22 protein-coding genes are annotated in these 20,673 nt (G+C 62.5%); 18 read left to right on the forward strand and 4 right to left on the reverse strand.

Annotated features, from left to right (window positions below; genetic code table 11):
- Together FJ428_RS14880 and FJ428_RS14885 are read right to left on the reverse strand one after the other, a co-directional pair.
- Positions 1–630: a MarC family protein gene (locus FJ428_RS14880; RefSeq protein WP_140498833.1), complete on the reverse strand. Its 630-nt coding sequence runs from the start codon at positions 628–630 to the stop codon at positions 1–3.
- Between the two features lie 173 nt (positions 631–803).
- On the reverse strand, positions 804–1,340 hold the full coding sequence (locus FJ428_RS14885) for a hypothetical protein (RefSeq protein WP_140498831.1): 537 nt from the start codon (positions 1,338–1,340) through the stop codon (positions 804–806).
- An 87-nt stretch (positions 1,341–1,427) separates the two neighbouring features.
- On the opposite strand from FJ428_RS14885, the gene FJ428_RS14890 reads away from it, so the two are divergent.
- Positions 1,428–2,258 carry an AraC family transcriptional regulator gene (locus FJ428_RS14890; RefSeq protein WP_140879818.1) on the forward strand — a complete coding sequence of 277 codons (831 nt, stop codon included), beginning with the start codon at positions 1,428–1,430 and terminating at the stop codon, positions 2,256–2,258.
- A 183-nt stretch (positions 2,259–2,441) separates the two neighbouring features.
- Complete coding sequence (gyrA, locus tag FJ428_RS14895; protein ID WP_140879635.1) at positions 2,442–5,240, forward strand: DNA gyrase subunit A; 2,799 nt, start codon at positions 2,442–2,444, stop codon at positions 5,238–5,240.
- A gap of 67 nt (positions 5,241–5,307) precedes the next feature.
- Here the strand turns inward: gyrA and FJ428_RS14900 are convergent, their stop codons facing one another.
- The gene (locus FJ428_RS14900) at positions 5,308–5,460 is read right to left on the reverse strand and encodes a hypothetical protein (RefSeq protein ID WP_140498827.1); all 153 of its coding nucleotides are present in this window, start codon (positions 5,458–5,460) and stop codon (positions 5,308–5,310) included.
- 194 nt (positions 5,461–5,654) lie between these two features.
- Between FJ428_RS14900 and coaD the strand changes: the two genes are divergently transcribed.
- From coaD to tgt, 7 genes are all read left to right on the forward strand, one after another.
- Positions 5,655–6,155, forward strand: coding sequence for a pantetheine-phosphate adenylyltransferase (gene coaD / locus FJ428_RS14905; protein WP_140525353.1), 501 nt, complete (start codon positions 5,655–5,657; stop codon positions 6,153–6,155).
- A gap of 110 nt (positions 6,156–6,265) precedes the next feature.
- Positions 6,266–6,760: a peptidylprolyl isomerase gene (locus FJ428_RS14910; protein WP_224518951.1), complete on the forward strand. Its 495-nt coding sequence runs from the start codon at positions 6,266–6,268 to the stop codon at positions 6,758–6,760.
- A gap of 27 nt (positions 6,761–6,787) precedes the next feature.
- Entirely contained in the window at positions 6,788–7,300 is a 513-nt protein-coding gene (locus tag FJ428_RS14915) for a peptidylprolyl isomerase (protein WP_140525351.1), read from the forward strand.
- Between the two features lie 12 nt (positions 7,301–7,312).
- The gene (locus FJ428_RS14920) at positions 7,313–7,762 is read left to right on the forward strand and encodes a DMT family transporter (RefSeq protein WP_140515312.1); all 450 of its coding nucleotides are present in this window, start codon (positions 7,313–7,315) and stop codon (positions 7,760–7,762) included.
- On the forward strand, positions 7,762–8,850 hold the full coding sequence (gene queA, locus FJ428_RS14925) for a tRNA preQ1(34) S-adenosylmethionine ribosyltransferase-isomerase QueA (protein WP_140879636.1): 1,089 nt from the start codon (positions 7,762–7,764) through the stop codon (positions 8,848–8,850). Before FJ428_RS14920 ends, queA begins: the two co-directional genes overlap by 1 nt.
- Positions 8,840–9,109 carry a hypothetical protein gene (locus FJ428_RS14930; protein WP_140525349.1) on the forward strand — a complete coding sequence of 90 codons (270 nt, stop codon included), beginning with the start codon at positions 8,840–8,842 and terminating at the stop codon, positions 9,107–9,109. The genes queA and FJ428_RS14930 overlap by 11 nt, the downstream gene beginning before the upstream one ends.
- Positions 9,102–10,232: a tRNA guanosine(34) transglycosylase Tgt gene (gene tgt, locus FJ428_RS14935; protein WP_140879637.1), complete on the forward strand. Its 1,131-nt coding sequence runs from the start codon at positions 9,102–9,104 to the stop codon at positions 10,230–10,232. The genes FJ428_RS14930 and tgt overlap by 8 nt, the downstream gene beginning before the upstream one ends.
- 4 nt (positions 10,233–10,236) lie before the next feature.
- Here the strand turns inward: tgt and FJ428_RS14940 are convergent, their stop codons facing one another.
- Positions 10,237–10,656 (reverse strand): DUF4864 domain-containing protein, encoded by a 420-nt coding sequence (locus tag FJ428_RS14940; protein ID WP_140498811.1) that lies wholly within the window; start codon positions 10,654–10,656, stop codon positions 10,237–10,239.
- A 263-nt stretch (positions 10,657–10,919) separates the two neighbouring features.
- Here FJ428_RS14940 and FJ428_RS14945 point away from each other — a divergent pair, with 263 nt between their 5' ends.
- The 9 genes from FJ428_RS14945 (at position 10,920) to FJ428_RS14985 (ending at position 20,673) form a co-directional block, all read left to right on the forward strand.
- Positions 10,920–11,156 (forward strand): Lrp/AsnC family transcriptional regulator, encoded by a 237-nt coding sequence (locus FJ428_RS14945; RefSeq protein WP_010909609.1) that lies wholly within the window; start codon positions 10,920–10,922, stop codon positions 11,154–11,156.
- Positions 11,157–11,326: 170 nt separating this feature from the next.
- On the forward strand, positions 11,327–12,739 hold the full coding sequence (locus FJ428_RS14950) for a circularly permuted type 2 ATP-grasp protein (RefSeq protein ID WP_181165357.1): 1,413 nt from the start codon (positions 11,327–11,329) through the stop codon (positions 12,737–12,739).
- A gap of 153 nt (positions 12,740–12,892) precedes the next feature.
- Complete coding sequence (locus tag FJ428_RS14955; RefSeq protein ID WP_140498807.1) at positions 12,893–13,834, forward strand: alpha-E domain-containing protein; 942 nt, start codon at positions 12,893–12,895, stop codon at positions 13,832–13,834.
- 7 nt (positions 13,835–13,841) lie between these two features.
- On the forward strand, positions 13,842–14,636 hold the full coding sequence (locus FJ428_RS14960) for a transglutaminase family protein (RefSeq protein ID WP_140557753.1): 795 nt from the start codon (positions 13,842–13,844) through the stop codon (positions 14,634–14,636).
- A 133-nt stretch (positions 14,637–14,769) separates the two neighbouring features.
- Positions 14,770–15,501 carry a peptidase gene (locus FJ428_RS14965; protein ID WP_140879638.1) on the forward strand — a complete coding sequence of 244 codons (732 nt, stop codon included), beginning with the start codon at positions 14,770–14,772 and terminating at the stop codon, positions 15,499–15,501.
- 99 nt (positions 15,502–15,600) lie between these two features.
- Entirely contained in the window at positions 15,601–17,010 is a 1,410-nt protein-coding gene (locus tag FJ428_RS14970; RefSeq protein WP_140674577.1) for an aspartate aminotransferase family protein, read from the forward strand.
- Between the two features lie 128 nt (positions 17,011–17,138).
- Positions 17,139–17,906 carry a DeoR/GlpR family DNA-binding transcription regulator gene (locus FJ428_RS14975; protein ID WP_140515319.1) on the forward strand — a complete coding sequence of 256 codons (768 nt, stop codon included), beginning with the start codon at positions 17,139–17,141 and terminating at the stop codon, positions 17,904–17,906.
- 124 nt (positions 17,907–18,030) lie between these two features.
- Positions 18,031–19,557 carry a glycerol-3-phosphate dehydrogenase gene (gene glpD, locus FJ428_RS14980; RefSeq protein WP_140498798.1) on the forward strand — a complete coding sequence of 509 codons (1,527 nt, stop codon included), beginning with the start codon at positions 18,031–18,033 and terminating at the stop codon, positions 19,555–19,557.
- A gap of 36 nt (positions 19,558–19,593) precedes the next feature.
- A complete protein-coding gene (locus tag FJ428_RS14985) occupies positions 19,594–20,673 on the forward strand; it encodes an ABC transporter ATP-binding protein (protein ID WP_140674580.1) in 1,080 nt (359 codons plus the stop codon).

The following is a 20,673-nucleotide window of genomic DNA, read 5'->3' on the forward strand; positions in this document are numbered from 1 at the left end:
CTATGAGGCCATCAGCGCCTTGATGCCGTCAGCCACGAACTGGACGGCAAGTGCCGCCAGGATAACGCCGAGCAGGCGGGTCAGGATCGAACGGCCGGTCTGGCCGAGGATGCGGTCTATGCGCTCCGACAGCACGAACACGAGATAGGTGATGGCGAGGCAGACGAAGATGATGCCGACCAGTGCCGCCTGGGCGCCAAAGCCCTGAAACGAGCCGGAGAGCAGCACAGTCGCCGAAATCGCGCCGGGGCCGGCGATCAGCGGGATCGCCAGCGGGAAAGCGGCGATGTTGTGGATCATGTCCTTGGTGATGGCCACGTCGCCGATCTTCTCCTTACGGTCCTGCCGGCGCTCGAACACCATTTCAAAAGCGATGAAGAAGAGCAAAAAGCCGCCGGCGACACGGAAGGCCGGCAGCGTGATGCCGAACACCGACAGGATCGAGGCGCCGGCAACGGCGAACAGCGCCATCACCAGGAAGCCGATGACCGAAGCGCGGACCGAGACCTGCTGGCGCTCCTCGCGGTTCATGCCGCGCGTTATCGCCAGAAACAGCGGCGCCAGCCCGGGCGGGTCGATGGTCACCAGAATGGTGACGAAGGCGTTGAACAGGCTGTCGAAACTCGGCATCTCTCACCCCTCCCGCCGGGCCGAGCCCGCATCCCGACATTGGTAGAGCAAAGCAGGGACGGAGGAAACCGGCTGGGGAGAGGCGGCTCGCGAACTCTGCGAAAGCCGGCTGGGCCGAGGGAGACGCGAAAGAACGCAGGGAGTGCCTGAGTTTGCGTCGCGGGCTTGCTTGATCAGGTACGGCCAGAGCGCCGCGCCAGGAACTCCACTTCGAGCCGCCATGTCGCGCCATTGTCGTGCGAGCGCTCGCCGAGCCAGCGGAAGGAATTTTCGGTTATTCGTGAAAAGCTCCAACGTACGGAGGAACCGGTGCCGTCGGCGCCCACTTGGACAATCGTGTCGCCTTCGGCGCGACCGAGTTGGCGGCTGTAATACTGGTTGCGCGGATCGCTCCAGAAAATATGCCAGGCATTTGCGCCGGGATCGTAGACGCGCAAGGTCGTGCCATAAAAGGTCCATTTGCCGAGAGAAGGCGAGGGGCCGGCATCGCGCGCGGGCAGGATCCAGACGTCCTGAATCGCGCGGCCTTCCAGCACCCAGCCGAAATGCACCTCGCCGCGTCCGGTCAGCACGGTGCCGTCCTCGAGATGACGGCTGGCATCGAAAGTCCAGGCGCCGACGAAGCGGCCGTAGAGATCCAAATTCTCGGCAAAGCCGGGGGCTGGCCCGTCGCTGTGCAGGGCTTCGGTAAAAGTGGGCTGGTTGGTCATGGCTGGTGCCTTCATGCTGTCAGGAGGCCGCAAGCGATAGGCCGGGGCAGGGTTCTGCGCTTGGGAAAAATTGCTATCTTTCAGGCTATGACGACGAGCCACAGGATCATTGCCTCGGGGCCAGGCTGGCAGGTGTCGGACGTGGTGTGCACGGCCGGCGCCGGCGACCGGCCGTTCGAGGAGGAGCACCGGACATTCTGCGTCGCCGCGGTGACCAGCGGCACCTTCCGCTATCGCGCCAGCCAGGGTACCGCGATGCTCGCGCCAGGCGCGATGCTGCTCGGTAATCCCGGCACATGCTACGAATGCGGCCACGAGCACGGCGCCGGTGACCGCTGCCTCTCCTTCCATTTTGCTCCGGCCTATATGGAACGGATCGTGGAGGACGTACCGGGCGCCAGAATGCTGGCCTTCAAGACGCCGCGCTTGCCGCCCCTGCCGGCGCTGATGCCGCTGCTGGCCGAAGCGGAGGCCGCGCGCGATGTGGGCGAAACCGCTGCTTTCGAGGAACTCGGCTTGCGCATTGCCAGCGCAGCAGTCGCCGCAAGCTCAGGGCGCACCAAGATGGCGCGGACACCCAGCGGCCGCGACCAAAAACGGGTCGCGGAGGCGGTTCGGCGTATCGAGATCGATGCCGATCAGCCGCTTTCGCTGGCCGTGCTGGCCCGGGAGACGGCGACCAGTCCGTATCATTTCCTGCGCACATTCCGGCAGATTGCCGGAATGACCCCCTACCGGTTTCTGCTGAGGACCAGGCTGCACCGGGCAGCAGTGCGGCTCCACGCTTCGGACAAGGCGATCTCGACGATCGCCTTCGAGGCGGGCTTCAACGACCTGTCAACTTTCAATCGCCGCTTCCGGCGCGAAATGGGCGAGACGCCCGGCAGCTATCGCGCCCGCCGCGCAGGCCGCCGCTAACACGAGATGGCGGGCCTTTGCGTCGACGGCTCCGAAAAGCACATCGGCCATATCGTCGCAATCACCGGTATCCTTTTGAAATCACCGCCAAAATCGACACTGGAAAAGTGCCGTCGACATTGGAGTTTCGGCCCGGCTTCCTATATATACGGCAAGTGATTCCTGTTTAGATTGTGATCCGATTTGACCGACCAAAAAACACCGCGCGGCGCCGACGGCGGCCCCACCGGCATCGAGCCGATTTCGATCATCGAGGAGATGCAGCGATCCTATCTCGATTACGCCATGAGCGTGATCGTCAGCCGCGCGCTGCCCGACGTGCGCGACGGCCTGAAGCCGGTGCATCGCCGCATTCTCTTCGCCGCGCATGAGAGCGGCTATCACTGGAACCGCAAATATGTGAAGTCGGCGCGCCCGGTCGCCGACGTGATGGGTAAATACCATCCGCATGGCGACGCCTCTATCTATGACGCCCTGGTGCGCATGGCGCAGGACTGGTCGCTGCGCGTGCCGCTCATCGACGGGCAAGGCAATTTCGGCTCGATCGACGGCGATCCGCCGGCGGCCATGCGCTACACCGAGTCGCGGCTGACCAAGGTCGCGCATGAACTGCTGGAGGATATCGACAAGGATACGGTCGATTTCCAGGACACTTACGATGCTTCCGGCAGCGAGCCGAAGGTCCTGCCGGCGCGCTTTCCCAATCTGCTGGTCAATGGCTCGGGCGGCATCGCCGTCGGCATGGCCACCAACATCCCGCCGCACAATCTGGGCGAAGTCTGCAACGCCGCGATCGCGATCATCGACAATCCGGCCATCGACCTGCCGGCGCTGATGGAAATCATTCCGGGGCCGGATTTCCCGACCGGCGGCATCGTGCTCGGCCGCTCCGGCATCTACAGCGCCTATTCGACCGGCCGCGGCTCCATCGTCATGCGCGGTAAGGTCAACATCGAGGCCCGCGGCAATGACCGCGAATCGATCATCATCACCGAAGTTCCCTACCAGGTGAACAAGTCGTCGATGATCGAGAAGATGGCCGAACTGGTGCGCGACAAGCGCATCGAGGGCATTTCCGACATTCGCGACGAGAGCGACCGCCAGGGCTATCGGGTCGTCGTCGAGCTGAAGCGCGACGCCGTGGCCGACGTCATCCTCAACCAGCTCTATCGCTTCACGCCGCTGCAAACCTCTTTCGGCGCCAACATGGTGGCGCTCAATGGCGGCAAGCCCGAACTGCTGACGCTGACCGATATGCTGAGGGCATTCGTGTCCTTCCGCGAGGAGGTGGTTACCCGGCGCACGAAGTTCCTGCTGCGCAAGGCGCGCGACCGGGCCCACGTGCTGGTCGGCCTCGCAATCGCCGTCGCCAACATCGATGAAGTGATAAAGCTGATCCGCACCGCGCCGGACCCGCAGACGGCGCGCGAGCAGTTGATGGAGCGGCGCTGGCCGTCCGGCGACGTCGAATCTCTGATCCTCCTGATCGACGACCCGCGCCACCGCATCAACGAGGACGGCACCTACAATCTGTCCGAGGAACAGGCGCGCGCGATCCTGGAGTTGCGCCTGCAGCGCCTGACGGCTCTCGGCCGCGACGAAATCGCCGACGAGTTGAACACGATCGGCGCCGAGATCGTCGACTATCTCGATATCCTTTCGTCCCGCGCCCGCGTCCAGCAGATCGTCAAGGACGAGCTCGCGGCCGTGCGCGACGAATTCGGCACGCCGCGCCGCACCGAGCTGAGCGAAGGCGGCGCGGACATGGAAGACGAGGACCTGATCCAGCGCGAGGACATGGTCGTGACGGTGAGCCATTCCGGCTACATCAAGCGCGTGCCGTTGTCGCTCTACCGGGCGCAACGCCGCGGCGGCAAGGGTCGCTCGGGCATGTCGACCAAGGAAGAGGATTTCGTCACCCGCCTGTTCGTGGCCAATACGCACACGCCGGTGCTGTTCTTCTCCTCGCGCGGCATCGTCTATAAGGAGAAGGTCTGGCGCCTGCCGATCGGGAATCCGCAGTCGCGCGGCAAGGCGTTGATCAACATGCTGCCGCTGGAGCAGGGCGAGCGCATCACCACCATCATGCCGCTGCCGGAGGATGAGACGAGCTGGGGCGAGCTCGACGTGATGTTCGCCACCACGCGCGGCACGGTGCGCCGCAACAAGCTTTCCGACTTCGTCCAGGTCAACCGCAACGGCAAGATCGCCATGAAGCTGGAGGAGGAGGGCGACGAGATCCTCGGCGTCGAGACCTGCACCGACAGTGACGACGTGCTTCTGACCGCCAGCTCCGGCCAGTGCATCCGCTTTTCCGTCGGCGACGTGCGCGTCTTCCAGAGCCGCAACTCGGTCGGCGTGCGCGGCATCGCCATGGCCGAAACGGACCGCGTCATTTCGATGGCCGTCATCGAGCATGTCGATGCGCCGCCGGCCGAACGCGCCGCCTATCTGAAGCGCGTGGTGGCCGAACGGCGCCTGGCCGCCGGCATCCCGGCAGGCGAGGAGGAAGAGATCGCGTTGACCAACGAAGAGGTCGGCGAGGAGGCGGAGCTGTCGGACGAGCGCTATGAGTTCCTCAAGGCGCATGAGCAGTTCGTGCTGACGGTGACGGAATACGGCTACGGCAAGCGCTCATCGTCCTATGATTTCCGTCTGACCGGACGCGGCGGCAAGGGCATTCGGGCCACCGACGTGTCGAAGACGGCCGAGATCGGCAGGCTGGTGGCAACCTTCCCGGTCGGCAATGACGACCAGATCATGCTGGTGTCCGACGGCGGTACCGTTATCCGGGTGCCGGTCAATGGCATCCGCTTCGCCAGCCGCGCCACCAAGGGCGTGACCATTTTCAACACGGCGGAAGGCGAGAAGGTGGTTTCGGTCGAGCGGATTTCCGAGCCGCAATCGGACGAGGAAGAAATCGTCGAGGTTGGTGCCGAGATCGATCCGGCGGCCGATGCCGGCCCGGATGATGCGCAATAAGTCTGGCTTGGACAGACATGGCAACGCCGGCCAATCGGCCGGCGCGTCGCAACAAATTCAGGCTAGTTCAATAGTGACGGTGAGGCTTGCGGGGGCCGAACCCTTCGAAGCGTTTGGCGTTGGTCTTGATGCGGACGCGCTGGGCCTCCTGATGCAGCCCGAATACAGTGGCGATCAGCATGGCGACGGTCATTGCAGTGGCGAGCATGTAGATCAGCATGTGCGTGTTCTCCTGCGCTCTACAACGCTTACATGGGACTTTGGTTTCATCTTCTTAAAGGGGCAAGGTAGTGAACGCTGCGTGAAGCGTTCGTGATCGGCGCATTCATCTGTCGTTCATCCCTGCAAAAAGGTTCAAGGGGATCGCATCAATGAGATTTGCCTTCCGTCCGCGCGCCCGTTAGAAGCACCGGCATGAACGAACGAATTGCCCTTTATGCCGGCTCCTTCGACCCGTTGACGAACGGCCATCTCGACGTGCTGAAGGCGTCGCTGGCCGTGGCCGACATTGTCTATGCGGCGATCGGTATCCATCCCGGCAAGAAGCCGCTATTTTCCTTCGAGGAACGGGTCGAACTGATCGAGGCCGCGACCAAGGCCGAATTTGGCCGCGACGGCACGCGCATCAAGGTGGTCGCCTTCGACGGGCTGGTCATCGATGCGGCCAGGAAACAGGGGGCCTCGATCATGATCCGCGGCCTGCGCGACGGCACCGATCTCGACTACGAGATGCAGATGGCCGGCATGAACGAAACCATGGCGCCTGAGCTGCAGACGGTTTTTCTGCCCGCCAGCCCCTCGGTGCGCACCATTACCGCCACACTTGTGCGCCAGATTGCCTCGATGGGCGGCGACATCCGCCCCTTCGTGCCGGCCGCGGTCGCCGGTGCACTCGCCGCCAAATTCACAAAATAGGGTTCTCGGAGAAGACCATGCAGCTGAAAAAGCTCGCCTCGTTCCTCGTCGTGCTTGCCGGTCTCGTGACAGCATCGGCCTCGGCCTATGCCGCCGACCCGGAAAACACCATGATCATCACCCTGAAGGACGGCGATGTAACCATCGCGCTGCGTCCCGATCTCGCGCCCAAGCATGTCGCGCAGATCAAGAAGCTGGTGCGTGAGCATGCCTATGACAACGTCGCCTTCCACCGCGTCATCGACGGCTTCATGGCGCAGACCGGCGACGTCAAATTCGGCAACATGAACAAAGGCTTCAACGCCCAGGCTGTCGGTACCGGCGGCTCCGACCTGCCGGACCTGCCGGCGGAATTCTCGCAGACCGAGCACTACAAGCGCGGCGTGGTCGGCATGGCACGCTCGCAGGATCCGAATTCGGCAAACTCGCAGTTCTTTATCATGTTCGCGCCGGCGCCGCCGCTCGACGGCCAGTACACGATCGTGGGCAATGTCGTCAGCGGCATGGAACTGGTGGACCACATCAAGAAGGGCGACGAGGCCGACAACGGCACGGTCACCGATCCCGACCGGATGATCAAGGTGCGCATCGCCGCCGACAAATAGTTTTGTTTTTTGAAAAGGATATCAGACATGGCCGACATCAAGGATCGCGAAAACGCGCTCATCATGGAAACGACCAAGGGCAAGGTCGTCATCGAAATGCTTCCCGACCTGGCGCCCGGCCATGTCGCCCGCATCAAGGAACTGGCCCGCGAAGGTGCCTATGACGGCGTGGTCTTCCACCGCGTCATCGAGGGCTTCATGGCGCAAACCGGCGACGTCAAGTTCGGCAATTCGAGCAAGCCCTCTTTCGCGCCTTCTCGCGCTGGCATGGGCGGTTCCGACAAGCCGGATCTCAAGGCCGAATTCTCCAATGCCAACCACGGCCGCGGCACCTGCTCGATGGCGCGCTCGCAGAATCCGAACTCGGCCAATTCGCAGTTCTTCATCTGCTTCGACGATGCAGCCTTCCTCAATCGCCAGTACACGGTCTGGGGCCAGGTCATCGAAGGCATGGACAATGTCGACAAGATCAAGCGCGGCGAGCCGGTGCAGGATCCCGACAAGATCGTGTCGCTGAAGGTCGCGGCCGACGTCAAGTAAGGCGACAGGACAATGATGGGCGTCGTCTGGTCGCTTCTCGGCATCCTGTCCGGCGCCTTCATTGCCATTCAGGCGCCGATCAATTCGCAGTTGGCGCGCGGCCTGGGGCTCCCGGTCGCGGCTGCCGCGTTTTCGTTCCTGTCGGGCGCCATCGTGCTCGGCATCATTGCCGTCGCGGTGGTGAGGCTGCAAGGCATCTCGCTCGACTGGAAGGCGCCCGCGCCGTGGCTGTTCATCGCCGGCGGCATGCTGGGCGGCTTCTACGTCACACTGTCCACCATCCTGACGCCACGCATCGGCGCCGCCGCGCTGATGGCGTTCCTGGTGGCGGGCCAGTTGCTGGCGGGCATGCTGATCGACCGCGTCGGATTCCTCGGCGTCGCGGTTCGCGAAATCTCGCTCGGCCGCGTGGCCGGCGCGGTGCTGCTTCTGGCCGGGGCGTTGCTTATCAGGCTCTTCTGATGCGTGTCGATCTGTTCGATTTCGACCTTCCGGAAGAGCGTATCGCGCTTCGCCCGGCAGAGCCGCGAGACAGCGCAAAGATGCTGGTGGTCAGGCCGGGCGAGGGGTTTTCGGACCGGGCGGTCCGCGAGCTGCCTTCCCTGCTCCAGGCTGGTGACGTGCTGGTCTTCAACGACACCAAGGTCATCCCGGCGCAACTCAAAGGTATCAGGCGGCGCGGCGAGGCGGCGGCGCAGGTCGAAGCCACATTGCACATGCGGATGGCGCCGGACCGTTGGCTGGCCTTCATGCGGCCGGGCAAGCGCGTTGCCGTCGGCGACCGCATCCATTTCGGCCATGACGGCAATTCGTGCTTCCTCGGCCAGCTTGACGCCACGGTGATCGAAAAGGGCGAGGCGGGCGAGGCGCTGCTCGGCTTCGACCTGTCGGGCCCTTTCCTCGACGAGGCGCTGCATGCGGTCGGCCACATCCCACTGCCGCCCTATATCGCCTCGAAGCGCGACGACGACGAGCGCGACCGGGCCGACTACCAGACCATCTATGCCCGGGAGGAAGGCGCCGTCGCAGCACCCACGGCGGGCCTGCATTTCACGCCGGAGCTGTTTGCGGCGCTCGACGCCAAGGGCATCGAGCGCCGCTTCGTCACCTTGCATGTCGGCGCCGGCACGTTCCTGCCGGTGAAGGCGGACGACACCGCCGACCACAAGATGCATGCGGAGATCGGCTCGGTCAGCGAGGCAACTGCCGACGCATTGAATGCGGCAAAGGCGAGGGGCGGGCGCGTCATTGCCGTCGGTACGACCTCGCTGCGCCTGCTGGAAAGCGCCGCGCGAGAGGATGGCGTGCTGGCTGCATGGTCCGGCCCGACCGACATCTTTATCACGCCCGGCTATCGTTTTCGCACCGCCGACATGCTGACGACCAATTTCCATCTGCCGCGTTCGACGCTGTTCATGCTGGTTTCGGCTTTCAGCGGCCTCGATACGATGCGCGCCGCCTATGCGCATGCCATTGAGCACGATTACAGATTCTACTCCTACGGAGATGCAAGCCTGCTGTATCGAGCGGAGATGAGCGATGGACGATGACCTCGACAGGCTGGACCGCGACAGTTTGATCGCCGAAGTCAAAAAATTGCGCGCCGGCATTCGCCAGCATCGCGATGCATCGGGGCACGATCTTTGCTGGCATCATCCCGATTTGTGGGACCTGCTGCCCGAGAAGATCGATCCGGCAATCGCCGTGCCGCCCTGGCCAAAATTCATGCGCGGCTGCATCCACTATCGCCAGTCGCTGGACGAACAGGCTCCGGGCGCACCGGCACACGACAAGGAATTCAATGGCTGAGACGTTCACCTTCAAGGTGCTGGCGACCGAAGGCAAGGCGCGGCGCGGCTTGATCAGCATGCCGCGCGGCGAAATCCGCACGCCTGCCTTCATGCCGGTCGGCACCGGCGGCACGGTCAAGACGATGTACATGGATCAGGTGCGCGGCGTCGGCGCCGATATCATCCTGGGCAATACCTACCATCTGATGCTGCGGCCCGGCGCCGAACGCGTGGCGAAGCTTGGCGGCCTGCACGAATTCGCCCGCTGGCCGCATCCGATCCTGACCGACAGCGGTGGCTTCCAGGTCATGTCGCTGTCAAAGCTTCGGAAATTGACCGAGAAGGGCGTCACCTTCCGCTCCCATATCGATGGCGCATCCTATGAAATGTCGCCGGAGCGTTCGATCGAGATCCAGGGCCTGCTCGATTCAGACATCCAGATGCAACTCGACGAATGCACGGCGCTGCCGGCCGCGCTCAAGGAAATCGAGCGCGCCATGGAATTGTCGCTGCGCTGGGCCGAGCGCTGCAAGACGGCGTTCGGCGACCAGCCCGGGAAGGCGATGTTCGGCATCGTGCAAGGCGGCGACAATGCGGATTTGCGCGTGCGTTCTGCGCAAGCGCTGAGCGCGATGGATATGAAAGGCTATGCGGTTGGCGGCCTTGCCGTCGGTGAACCGCAGGCGGTCATGCTCGACATGCTCGACATCACCTGCCCGGAACTGCCCGATGACAAACCACGCTATCTCATGGGCGTCGGAACGCCGGACGACATCTTGAAATCGGTGGCGCGCGGCATCGACATGTTCGACTGCGTGATGCCGACGCGGGCCGGCCGGCATGGGCTTGCCTATACAAGGCGCGGCAAGGTCAATCTGCGCAACGCCCGCCATGCCGACGATCCGCGCCCCCTCGATGAGGAAAGCGACTGCCCGGCGGCACGCGATTATTCCCGCGCCTATCTGCACCATCTCGTGCGCTCGCAAGAGGCACTCGGTGCGATGCTTCTGACCTGGAACAATCTGTCCTATTATCAGAAGCTGATGCAGGACATACGCGCCGCGATAGAGACCGGCACTTTCGAGGCACGCGCTGCCGAAATTACCGAGGGCTGGGCGAGGGGCGATATCCCGGCGCTGTGACGGTTCAGGTGCTCAGCGAATTCGACGCGCGCAGGCTGCAGCCGGTGATTTGGAACGTGCCGTCGGGCTGTCGCTCCAACGTGTAGACAGCTTCATAGTCCTTGCCGTCAGGGCCGACGATCAGCACCTGCTGGATGATCGAGGTCGGACCCGTCTCCTCGACCTTGCCGAACGAGTAGCTCCGTGGGTTGCGCACCGGCGCGTAGCCGTTGGTCACCATGTTCATGAAGGTGTCGACGGTCGGGAAGATCCGCTTCACGTTCGGTGCGGCGAAGCTGTAGGCCGTGACGCCGTCATCGGCCAGGAACGCTCTCAGCTGGCCGTCAATGGCCGCTTGCGCCGCCTTGATCTCGGCCTCGCCGGCAAACGCCGACAAGGGCAGGAGGAGAGGAAGGAATGCGAATGCGAAAAGCGTGCGGCGCATAGCCTGTTTCCTTGTCTTTCGAGAACTTGCCTTTCGAAAAATCCTGCCCGTGCAGGCATCCTAACATACGTTTGGTGGCGCTTCAGGGTTTCACCGGCGGCGAATATTCAGTGTTGTCGCGCGACGAAGTCCAGGCAGCCTTGGCGGAATTGCGGGAGGCGTGGCCAACGCTCGAACCGGCTAAGTACCGTTCCAGCGCTTGAAAGCCCGCCTCCAGTCTGCCAGAAGAGCCGCTTGGATTGGACGTTTAGCAGGGCGGAGCCATGAAGGCGTTTTTCGTGCAGATCAAATGCGAACTGGGCAAGTCGTATGAGGTTGCCAGCGCGCTCGCCGACGCCGAGATCGCCTCGGAAATCTACTCCACTGCCGGCAATTACGATCTGCTCGCCAAGTTCTATGTCGACGACGAGGAGGATGTCGGCCACTTCGTCAACGAGAAGGTGCAGATTCTCCCCGGCATCAAGGACACGTTCACCGTCGTCACCTTTCGCGCCTTCTAGCGTCGGAGCCCATTGCCCGAGCATGAGGCAAAGCGTGACCAAGCTCATATTTCCGCTGCCTCAATTTTAGGCAGGGGCGACATACTGATCGCCCGCATCCCTCAAATCACCGATTGCGCTTGATTTTCTCCGGCGGCGCCAGTGAAATGGCGTCACAGGGGAGTATGCGATTGGCAGCGTTCGATGAAATGCTTCCGGAGGTCTCCGGACTTAGAAGACCGTATTCGGCTTACGATCGCTGGCTGAAAGAGCAGGACCCGGCCAGGCTTACCGAGAAAATGCAGGACGCCGAACGCGTCTTCCGCAAAACCGGCATCACCTTCGCCGTCTATGGCGAACAGGAAGCCTCCGAGCGGCTTATCCCCTTCGACATCGTTCCGCGCATCATTTCTGGCAATGAGTGGCGCCGCCTCACGCAAGGCATCGAGCAGCGCGTGCAGGCGCTGAACGCCTTTCTCGACGATATCTATCACCGCCAGGAAATCCTGCGGGCCGGACGCGTTCCCCGCGACCTGATCGCCAGGAACGAAGCCTTCCTGCCCGAGATGATCGGGGTCAGGCCACCCGCCGGCGTCTACACCCACATCATCGGCGTCGATATCGTGCGGATCAGCGAAAACGAGTTCTACGTGCTGGAGGACAATGCGCGCACCCCATCGGGCGTTTCCTACATGCTGGAAAACCGCGAGACGATGATGCAGCTCTTCCCCGAGTTGTTCCAACAAATCAAGGTGCGGCCGGTGGAGAACTATCCGCAGCTTTTGCGCCAGTCGCTGGCGGCGGTGCGGCCGCAGAACGCCAAGGGCACGCCGACCATCGCCGTGCTGACGCCCGGCAGCTACAACTCCGCCTATTTCGAACATGCCTTCCTGGCTGATCAGATGGGGGTGCAACTGGTCGAGGGGCAGGATTTGCGCGTGGTGGACGGTCATGTCGCGATGCGCACGACCGAAGGCTACAAGCAGATCGACGTGCTCTATCGCCGGGTGGACGATGCCTTCCTCGATCCGCTGACTTTCCGGCCGGACTCCGCGCTCGGCGTGCCTGGCATCATGGATGTCTACCGGGCCGGCAACATCACGATCGCCAATGCGCCGGGAACCGGTATCGCCGACGACAAGGCGATCTATTCCTACATGCCCGAGATCGTCGAATTCTACACCGGCCGCAAGGCGATCCTCGGCAATATTCCGACCTGGCGCTGTTCGGAGCCGGACAGCCTGAAATATGTACTCGAACACATCGATGAGCTGGTGATCAAGGAAGTGCACGGTTCAGGCGGCTATGGCATGCTGGTCGGACCGGCGGCGACCAAGAACGAATGCCAGGATTTCGCCAAGAAGCTGCAGGCCAAGCCGTCCAATTACATCGCCCAGCCGACGTTGGCGCTCTCGACCTGTCCGATCCTGACCGAAAAGGGCCTGTCGCCGCGCCATGTCGATCTGAGACCCTATGTGCTGGTCTCCGACCGCATCCAGATCGTGCCGGGCGGGCTCACGCGCGTCGCGCTTAAGGAGGGCTCTCTGGTGGTCAATTCCTCGCAAGGCGGCGGCACGAAGGATACCTGGGTGCTGGATGATTGAGATGAGTAGTCAGTAGTCAGTAGTCAGTAGTCAGTAGTCAGTAGTCAGTAGTTGGTATCAGAGGGGACAGAACAATGCCGTATCCAATCGAAACTCGAACATTCCCTACTCGCTACTCACTATTCCCTACTCACTAGCCCGAAGGGCCACTCCATGCTTCTCGGCCGTACCGCCAACGGGCTCTACTGGATGAACCGCTATATCGAGCGTGCGGAAAACATGGCGCGCCTGGTCGATGCGGGCCTGCGCATGGCGCTGACGCGCACGCAGAGCGCGTCGGAAGAGTGGAATTCGGTGCTGCTCAGCGCCGGCTCCGACGTCGCCTACACGCAGAAGTATCAGGACTATACGGCGGCCGATGTAGCCGACTTCCTGTTGCGCGACACGTCGAACCCGTCGAGCACGATGTCGTCGATCGAGACGGCACGCAACAATGCCCGCATGGTGCGTACCGCGCTGACGCGGGAGACCTGGGAAAGCATCAACGAGGCCTGGATGGCGCTGAAGCGCATGCTGGCAAGGCCGATCGACGAGCGTGACCTGCCAAACGTGCTCGATGCGATCAAGCGCGAAACGGCGCTGATCCGCGGCTCGTTCTACGGCACCATGCTGCGCAACGAGATCTTCGATTTCTCGCAGCTCGGCACCTATGTCGAGCGCGCCGACAATACGGCGCGCATCCTCGACGTGAAGTACTACGTGCTCTTGCCGTCGATCTCCTGGGTCGGCTCGACGCTCGACAATTACCAGTGGGAATCGATCCTGCGCTCGGTATCGGCGCACCGCTCCTACCGCTGGGTCTACGACGCCGACTACAAGCCGACCAACATCGCCGACTATCTGATCCTCAATGTGCGCATGCCGCGATCGCTGACCTTCTGCTATCGCTTCCTGGCCGAGCACCTGAAGTTCCTCGGCGACGACTATGGCGGGCGCCATCCCTGCCATGCGACGGCGGAAAAGACCCAGGCCATGCTGCAGGCAGGCTCGATCAAGGATATTTTCGACGCCGGCCTGCATGAATTCCTTGCCGGCTTCATTCGCGACAACACCAGGCTCGGCGACGAGATCGCGCAGGATTACAGGTTCTATTGAGGAGGCCATGCGGCTCAAGATCACCCATCGGACCGAATACCGTTACGACGCACCGGTGCAGTACCTGCTGCAGCGGCTGCGGCTGCTTCCGGTGAGCGGGCGCACGCAGACCGTGCTGTCCTGGGCCCTGAAGGTAGAAGGCGCGCGCGAGGAAGTGCGATTTGCCGACCACTACGGCAATGACACCCGATTGTTGAGCGTCGAGGGTGACCATGATTTCATTACGGTCGAGGCGTCAGGCGAGGTGGTGACGCGCGATACATCGGGGGTTTGTGGGCCGCATCAGGGATTCGCGCCGCTCTGGCTGTTCGCACAGGAGACGCCTTTGACCATGATCGGCGATGGCATTCGCGCACTCGCCGAGACAGCCGGCAAGGGCACCGATATCGAAAGACTGCACCGTCTGATGGCTATCATCTCCGAGCGGGTCGCCTATGCGCCGGGCACCACCAATGCGACGACCCCGGCTGAAGAGGCTCTCGCGCTGAAAACCGGGGTGTGCCAGGATCATAGCCATATCTTTGCCGCCACCGCCCGCGCCATGGGTTTCCCGGCACGCTATGTCAGCGGCTATCTGATGATGGACGCGGCCATCGAGCAGGCGGCAAGCCATGCCTGGGCCGAAGCGCATGTTCAGGGCCTCGGCTGGGTTGCCTTCGACCCCTCCAACGGTATCTCTCCTGATGAGCGCTATGTGAGAGTGGCGACGGGGCGCGACTATCGCGATGCGTCGCCGGTTTCGGGGATTCTGCTGGGAGAGGCGCAAGAGCGGCTTGCCGTCACCGTCACGGTGGAGCAGTAGTCACCCGATGCAGGTCGTCCAACGCCACCTTGGTTTGGGTGACGACATGCATGAAAACAAGGACCTGAGCGCGCCGCATGGATCCGTTCCGACGCGACGCGGTTTTTACGGTTCGCTGCCGGAAGAGTAAACCATGACCTATTGCGTCGGCCTCAAGATCGATCGCGGGCTCGTGTTCATGTCGGACACGCGCACCAATGCCGGCATGGACTCGATCTCCACCTTCAAGAAGATGCATGTCTGGGAAGATCCCGGTGAGCGCGTCATCGTGCTGATGTCGGCCGGCAATCTGGCGACGACGCAAGCCGTGATCAGCGTGCTCGACGAGCGCACCAAGGCGGTTGGCGACCGGCACGCGGCAGTGCTCGAAACGCCGTCCATGTACCAGACGGTGCGGCTGGTCGGCGAAACCGTCAAGGACGTCATCGCCCATTCCTCGCCCGCCGGCGACAAGGCCGATTCCTACTTCAACGCCTCCTTCATCCTGGGCGGCCAGATAAAGGGCAGCGCACCGCGCCTGTTCATGATCTATCCCGAGGGCAATTTCATCGAATCGACCGATGACACGCCCTTTTTCCAGATCGGCGAGACCAAATACGGCAAGCCGATCATCATTCGCGCTTATGACCGGTCGATGAGTGTCGCGGAGACCGTGAAGCTGCTTCTGGTATCGTTCGATTCCACGCTGAAGTCGAACCTGTCGGTCGGGCTGCCGCTGGATCTGCTTTTCCTGGAAAAGGATGCCTTCCAGGTCGGGTTGAAGAAACGGATCGGTCATGACGACCCGTACTACCGCACGATCTCCGAGGGATGGTCGAGCGCCTTGAAGACGGCGTTTGCCAGTCTGCCGGATTTTCCGGGATAAGGACGCGCCGGATTTCTCCGGTGGTTGCAAATGTTTAACAGTGGGTTTTGACAACCGGGGCGAAGGGCGCCGGTGAAGCGATCATGTCGGGAGGACAGGATGAACAGTGACGATTTCCGGCAATGGTCGCGGCGGGCCGCCGACTGGGGCGCCGACTACCGCGAAACGCTGCGCCAGCGCCCGGTGCGGCCGCTGGTCGAGCCCGGCGACATATTCAGGAGCATAGAAGCCTCGCCGCCCGAAGACGCGGAGCCGATGGACAGGATCTTCGCCGATTTCGAGGAGAAGATCCTGCCGGGCATGACGCATTGGCAGCATCCCCGCTTCTTCGCTTATTTTCCGGCCAACGCGGCACCAATTTCTGTGGTGGCTGAGTATCTGGTCTCTGCGATGGCCGCGCAGTGCATGCTGTGGCAGACCTCGCCGGCGGCGACGGAGCTCGAAACGCGGACTGTCGATTGGATGCGCCAGGCGCTCGGCCTGCCGGAAGGCTTTTCCGGGGTCATCCAGGATTCTGCCTCCTCCGCGACGCTGGCGGCGGTGCTGACGATGCGCGAACGCGCGCTCGACTGGCAGGGCAACAAAAAGGGCCTGGCGGGGCAGGCGCGGTTGCGCATCTACTCGTCGGATCAGGTGCATACTTCGATCGACCGGGCGATCTGGGTGGCCGGTATCGGTGAGGACAATCTCGTGCGCATTCCGGTCGCCGGCCGCTTTCGCGCCATGGACATAGCGGCCCTCGAGGCGGCGATCGTCGCCGACAAGAAGGCAGGCTTGCTGTCGGCGGGTATCGTCGCCTGCGTCGGCGGCACCAGCACCGGTGGCACTGACGATATCGCCGGCGTCGCCGCGATCGCCAAACGCCACGGGGTCTATCTTCACGTGGATGCCGCCTGGGCGGGATCGGCGATGATCTGCCCGGAATACCGGCATTTCTGGGCCGGTGTGGAGCAGGCGGATTCTATCGTCTTCAACCCGCATAAATGGCTGGGCGCGCAGTTCGACTGCTCGATCCAGTTCCTGCGCGACCCCGAAAGCCATGTCAGGACGCTTGCCATCAAGCCGGATTATCTGAAGACGCACGGTCATGACGGCATCATCAACTATTCCGAATGGTCGGTGCCGCTCGGCCGCCGCTTCCGCGCGCTGAAACTGTGGTTCCTGCTGCGTGCCTATGGACTGGAAGGCCTGCGCACGATGATCCGCAACCATGTCGCCTGGAGCGAAGGCCTGGCAGCGCGCCTGGCCGACGAGTCGGATTTCGAGATCGTCACCGAGCCGATGCTGTCGCTGTTTTCGTTCCGGCACAAGGCGGAGGGAGCCGATGCCGACGAGCACAATCTCCGGCTTGTCAATGCGATCAATGATGACGGACGCATCTACCTGACACAGACCAGGGTGAACGGGCGCGTCGCCATCCGCTTCCAGGTCGGCCAGTTCGAGGCGACCGCGGCGGATGTCGATTCGGCTTTTGCCGCCATCACCGAAATCGCGCGCGGATTAACCTGAGGCTGCTGAGTCGGAACTGCGTCCAAGTTTGCCTTTGCTATCATGCGGTTTCCATTAGCCGGCTTACGCCTTTTCATTGCTTTCGTTTTCGTCTATGATCAAGAAAAACGAAAGCAAAAGGTCTTCAGATGTATCTGTCGCCGCGCCATGCCGAAATCGTCCAAATGGCCAAGGATCACGGCCGCGTTCTGGTCGACGATCTGGCCACCCACTTCAACGTCACGCCGCAGACCATCCGCAAGGACCTCAACGATCTTTGCGACCAGCGGTTGCTGTCGCGCATCCATGGCGGCGCCTTGTTTCCTTCCGGCATCGAGAACATGGAATACGAAGCCAGGCGCAAGATCGCCGCCGAGGAGAAGGAGGCGATCGGCAGCGCGGCCGCCAGGCTGATTCCGGACAACGCCTCGTTGTTCATCAATATCGGCACCACGACGGAGTCGGTCAGCAAGGCGCTGCTGGATCACAGCGGCCTCATGGTCATCACCAATAACATCAATGTTGCCAACAGGATGCGCATCTATCCTTCGATCGAGGTGGTGATCGCGGGCGGGGTGGTTCGCGGCTCGGATGGCGGCGTCGTCGGCGAGGCGGCGGTGGATTTCATCAGGCAGTTCAAAGTCGACTACGCCGTCATCGGCGCCTCGGCGATCGACCATGACGGCGCCTTGCTCGATTTCGATTTCCGCGAGGTCAAGGTCGCGCAAGCCATTATCGCCAATGCCAGGCACGTCATCCTAGTGTCCGACCGGACCAAATTCGAGCGCACGGCGCCGGTTCGCATCGGCCATCTGTCGCAGGTCAACACCTTCATCACCGACCGCTGCGATATCCCCTCGGTGCGCAAGATCTGCCAGGAGGCCGAGGTTCAACTGATCGAAACCTCGCTCGATTGAGGACGTTGCAGCGCTTTCACGAGCTTGTGATATTTCGTTTGACATTCGTTATGAGTTCGAAATAATTCCGCCACGGTTTCGCAAAAGAGCCAAATGGTGCAATGCGAAATCGCTGGAGGAATTGGTGGACGCATCTTCGATCCGTGACATTTTCGTCATAGGCGGTGGCATCAATGGCTGCGGCATTGCCCGTGATGCCGCCGGCCGCGGGTTTTCGGTATTTCTGGCCGAGATGGACGATCTCGCCAGCGGAACCTCCTCAGGCTCGACCAAGCTGATCCATGGTGGCCTGCGTTATCTCGAATTCTACGAATTCCGCCTGGTGCGCGAAGCGCTGATGGAACGGGAGGTACTGTGGAAGAACGCGCCGCACATCATCTGGCCGATGCGCTTCGTGCTGCCCTATGCCAAGGGCCTGCGTCCGGCCTGGCTGATCAGGCTCGGCCTTTTCCTTTACGATCATATTGGCGGGCGCAAATTGCTGCCGGCGACCAGGACCCTGGACATGGCCACCGACCCTGCCGGCAAGCCATTGAAACCATTGTTCAAGAAGGCCTTCGAATATTCCGACGGCTGGGTCAACGATGCGCGGCTGGTGACGCTGAACGCGCGTGACGCCGCCGACCGGGGCGCGACCATCCGCACCCGCACCAAGGTGGTCGGGGCGCGCCGCGAAGGCGGGCTGTGGACGATCAGGATCGAAAATCTGCGGACCGGCGAGACCGAAGAGGTCAAGGCGCGGCTGCTGGTCAATGCCGCCGGCCCCTGGGTCGATCATGTGCTTTCCGGCGTCGTCGGCCTCAACGATGTGCACAATGTCCGTCTCGTGCAGGGCAGTCACATCGTCATCGCGAAGAAATTCGACGATCCACGCGCCTATTTCTTCCAGAACAAGGATGGCCGCATCATCTTCGCCATTCCTTACGAGGACGAGTTCACGCTGATCGGCACCACCGACCAGGACTACCCCGGCGATCCGCACGACGTGAAGATCAGCGACACCGAGATCGACTATCTCTGCGCGGCGGCAAGCGAGTATTTCGCCCAACCCGTCAAGCGCTCGGATATCGTCTGGACCTATTCGGCCGTGCGTCCGCTCTATGACGATGGCGCTTCCAAGGCGCAGGAGGCGACACGCGACTATGTGCTGAAGGCCGATGGCGGCGAGGGCACAGCCCCGATCGTCAACACGTTCGGCGGCAAGATCACCACTTATCGCCGGCTGTCGGAATCTATGCTGGAGAAGATCGAAGGCTTTCTCGGCAGGCGCGGCAAGCCGTGGACGGCAAATGCGCCGCTGCCGGGCGGCGATTTCGCGGCGACCGGTTTTGATGCGCAAGTGGCGAGGCTGAAGAGCGCCTATCCCTTTCTCGACCAGCGTTTGGCACGTCGGCTCACGCGGCTCTACGGCACGCGCGCGCAGATGTTGCTTGGCCTTGCCAAATCGAATGCCGATCTCGGCCGCAATTTCGGCGCCGACCTTTACGAGGCCGAGGTGCGCTACCTCGTCGAGAACGAATGGGCCGTCACATCGCAAGATGTGCTGTGGCGCCGGACCAAGCGCGGCCTGCATTTCAGCCGCGAGCAGACGGCGGCGTTGGATGAATTCATGCGCGGCATAAGCCGCCGCCACGTCGCGGCCGCGGAATGAAGGGCTGCTGATGCACACGGCCTGGGAGGAGGCATCATGCTGGAACTGAGGAACGTCACCAAGACGGTCGGCGCGGTGGAGCATATCCGCGACGTGTCGCTGACGCTCCAGCATGGCTCGCTGAACGTGCTGCTCGGGCCGACGCTGTCCGGCAAGACCAGCCTGATGCGGCTGATGGCCGGCCTCGACGCGCCGACTTCCGGCTCGGTCTGGTTCGACGGCAAGGACGTCACCGGCCAGCCTGTTCAAAAGCGCAAGATCGCCATGGTCTACCAGCAGTTCATCAACTACCCCGCGATGAGCGTCTACGAAAACATCGCTTCGCCACTGCGGGTAGCGGGCGTCGAGAAGGCCAGGATCGACAGTCAGGTGCGGGAAGCCGCTGCCCTGCTCAAGCTGACGCCCTATCTCGACCGCACGCCGCTCAGCCTGTCCGGTGGCCAGCAACAGCGCACCGCACTGGCGCGCGCCATCGTCAAGAATGCAAGCCTGGTGCTGCTCGACGAACCGCTCGCTAATCTCGACTACAAGCTGCGCGAGGAATTGCGCGCAGAACTGCCGAGGATCTTCGCCGCCGCCGGCACCATCTTCGTCTATGCCACGACCGAACCACACGAGGCGCTGCTGCTCGGCGGCAATACGGCGACGCTGTCACAAGGCCGCATCACCCAGTTCGGCCCGACCATCGAAGTGTTCCGCAAACCGGTCGACCTGGTGACGGCCAGGACCTTCGCCGATCCGCCGCTCAACACGATCGTGCTGGCCAAGAACGGGCCCGATTTCCTGCTGGAGGGCGGCGTCAAGCTGCCGGTGCCGCCGGAACTTGTCGGCATTCCCGACGGCAATTACACGATCGGCTTCCAGCCGCACCATCTGTCACTCGAGCGGCCGGATGCGAGTGCCGTGCCGGTGCGTGCAAAGGTCACCATCACCGAGATCACCGGCTCGGAAAGCTTCATCCATCTTGATTTCGCCGACGCACGCTGGGTGATGCTGACCCATGGCATCCGCGATTTCGAGACCGACGAAGTGGTCGAAGTGTTCATCGACCCGCGTCACATCATGGTTTTCGACCAACACGGCGTCGCCGTGGCCGCGGCAAAGCTGGCGGCCTGA

The sequence above is a fragment of the Mesorhizobium sp. B2-8-1 genome (genome assembly GCF_006440955.1).
In the GTDB taxonomy this organism is placed as follows: Bacteria; Pseudomonadota; Alphaproteobacteria; order Rhizobiales; family Rhizobiaceae; genus Mesorhizobium.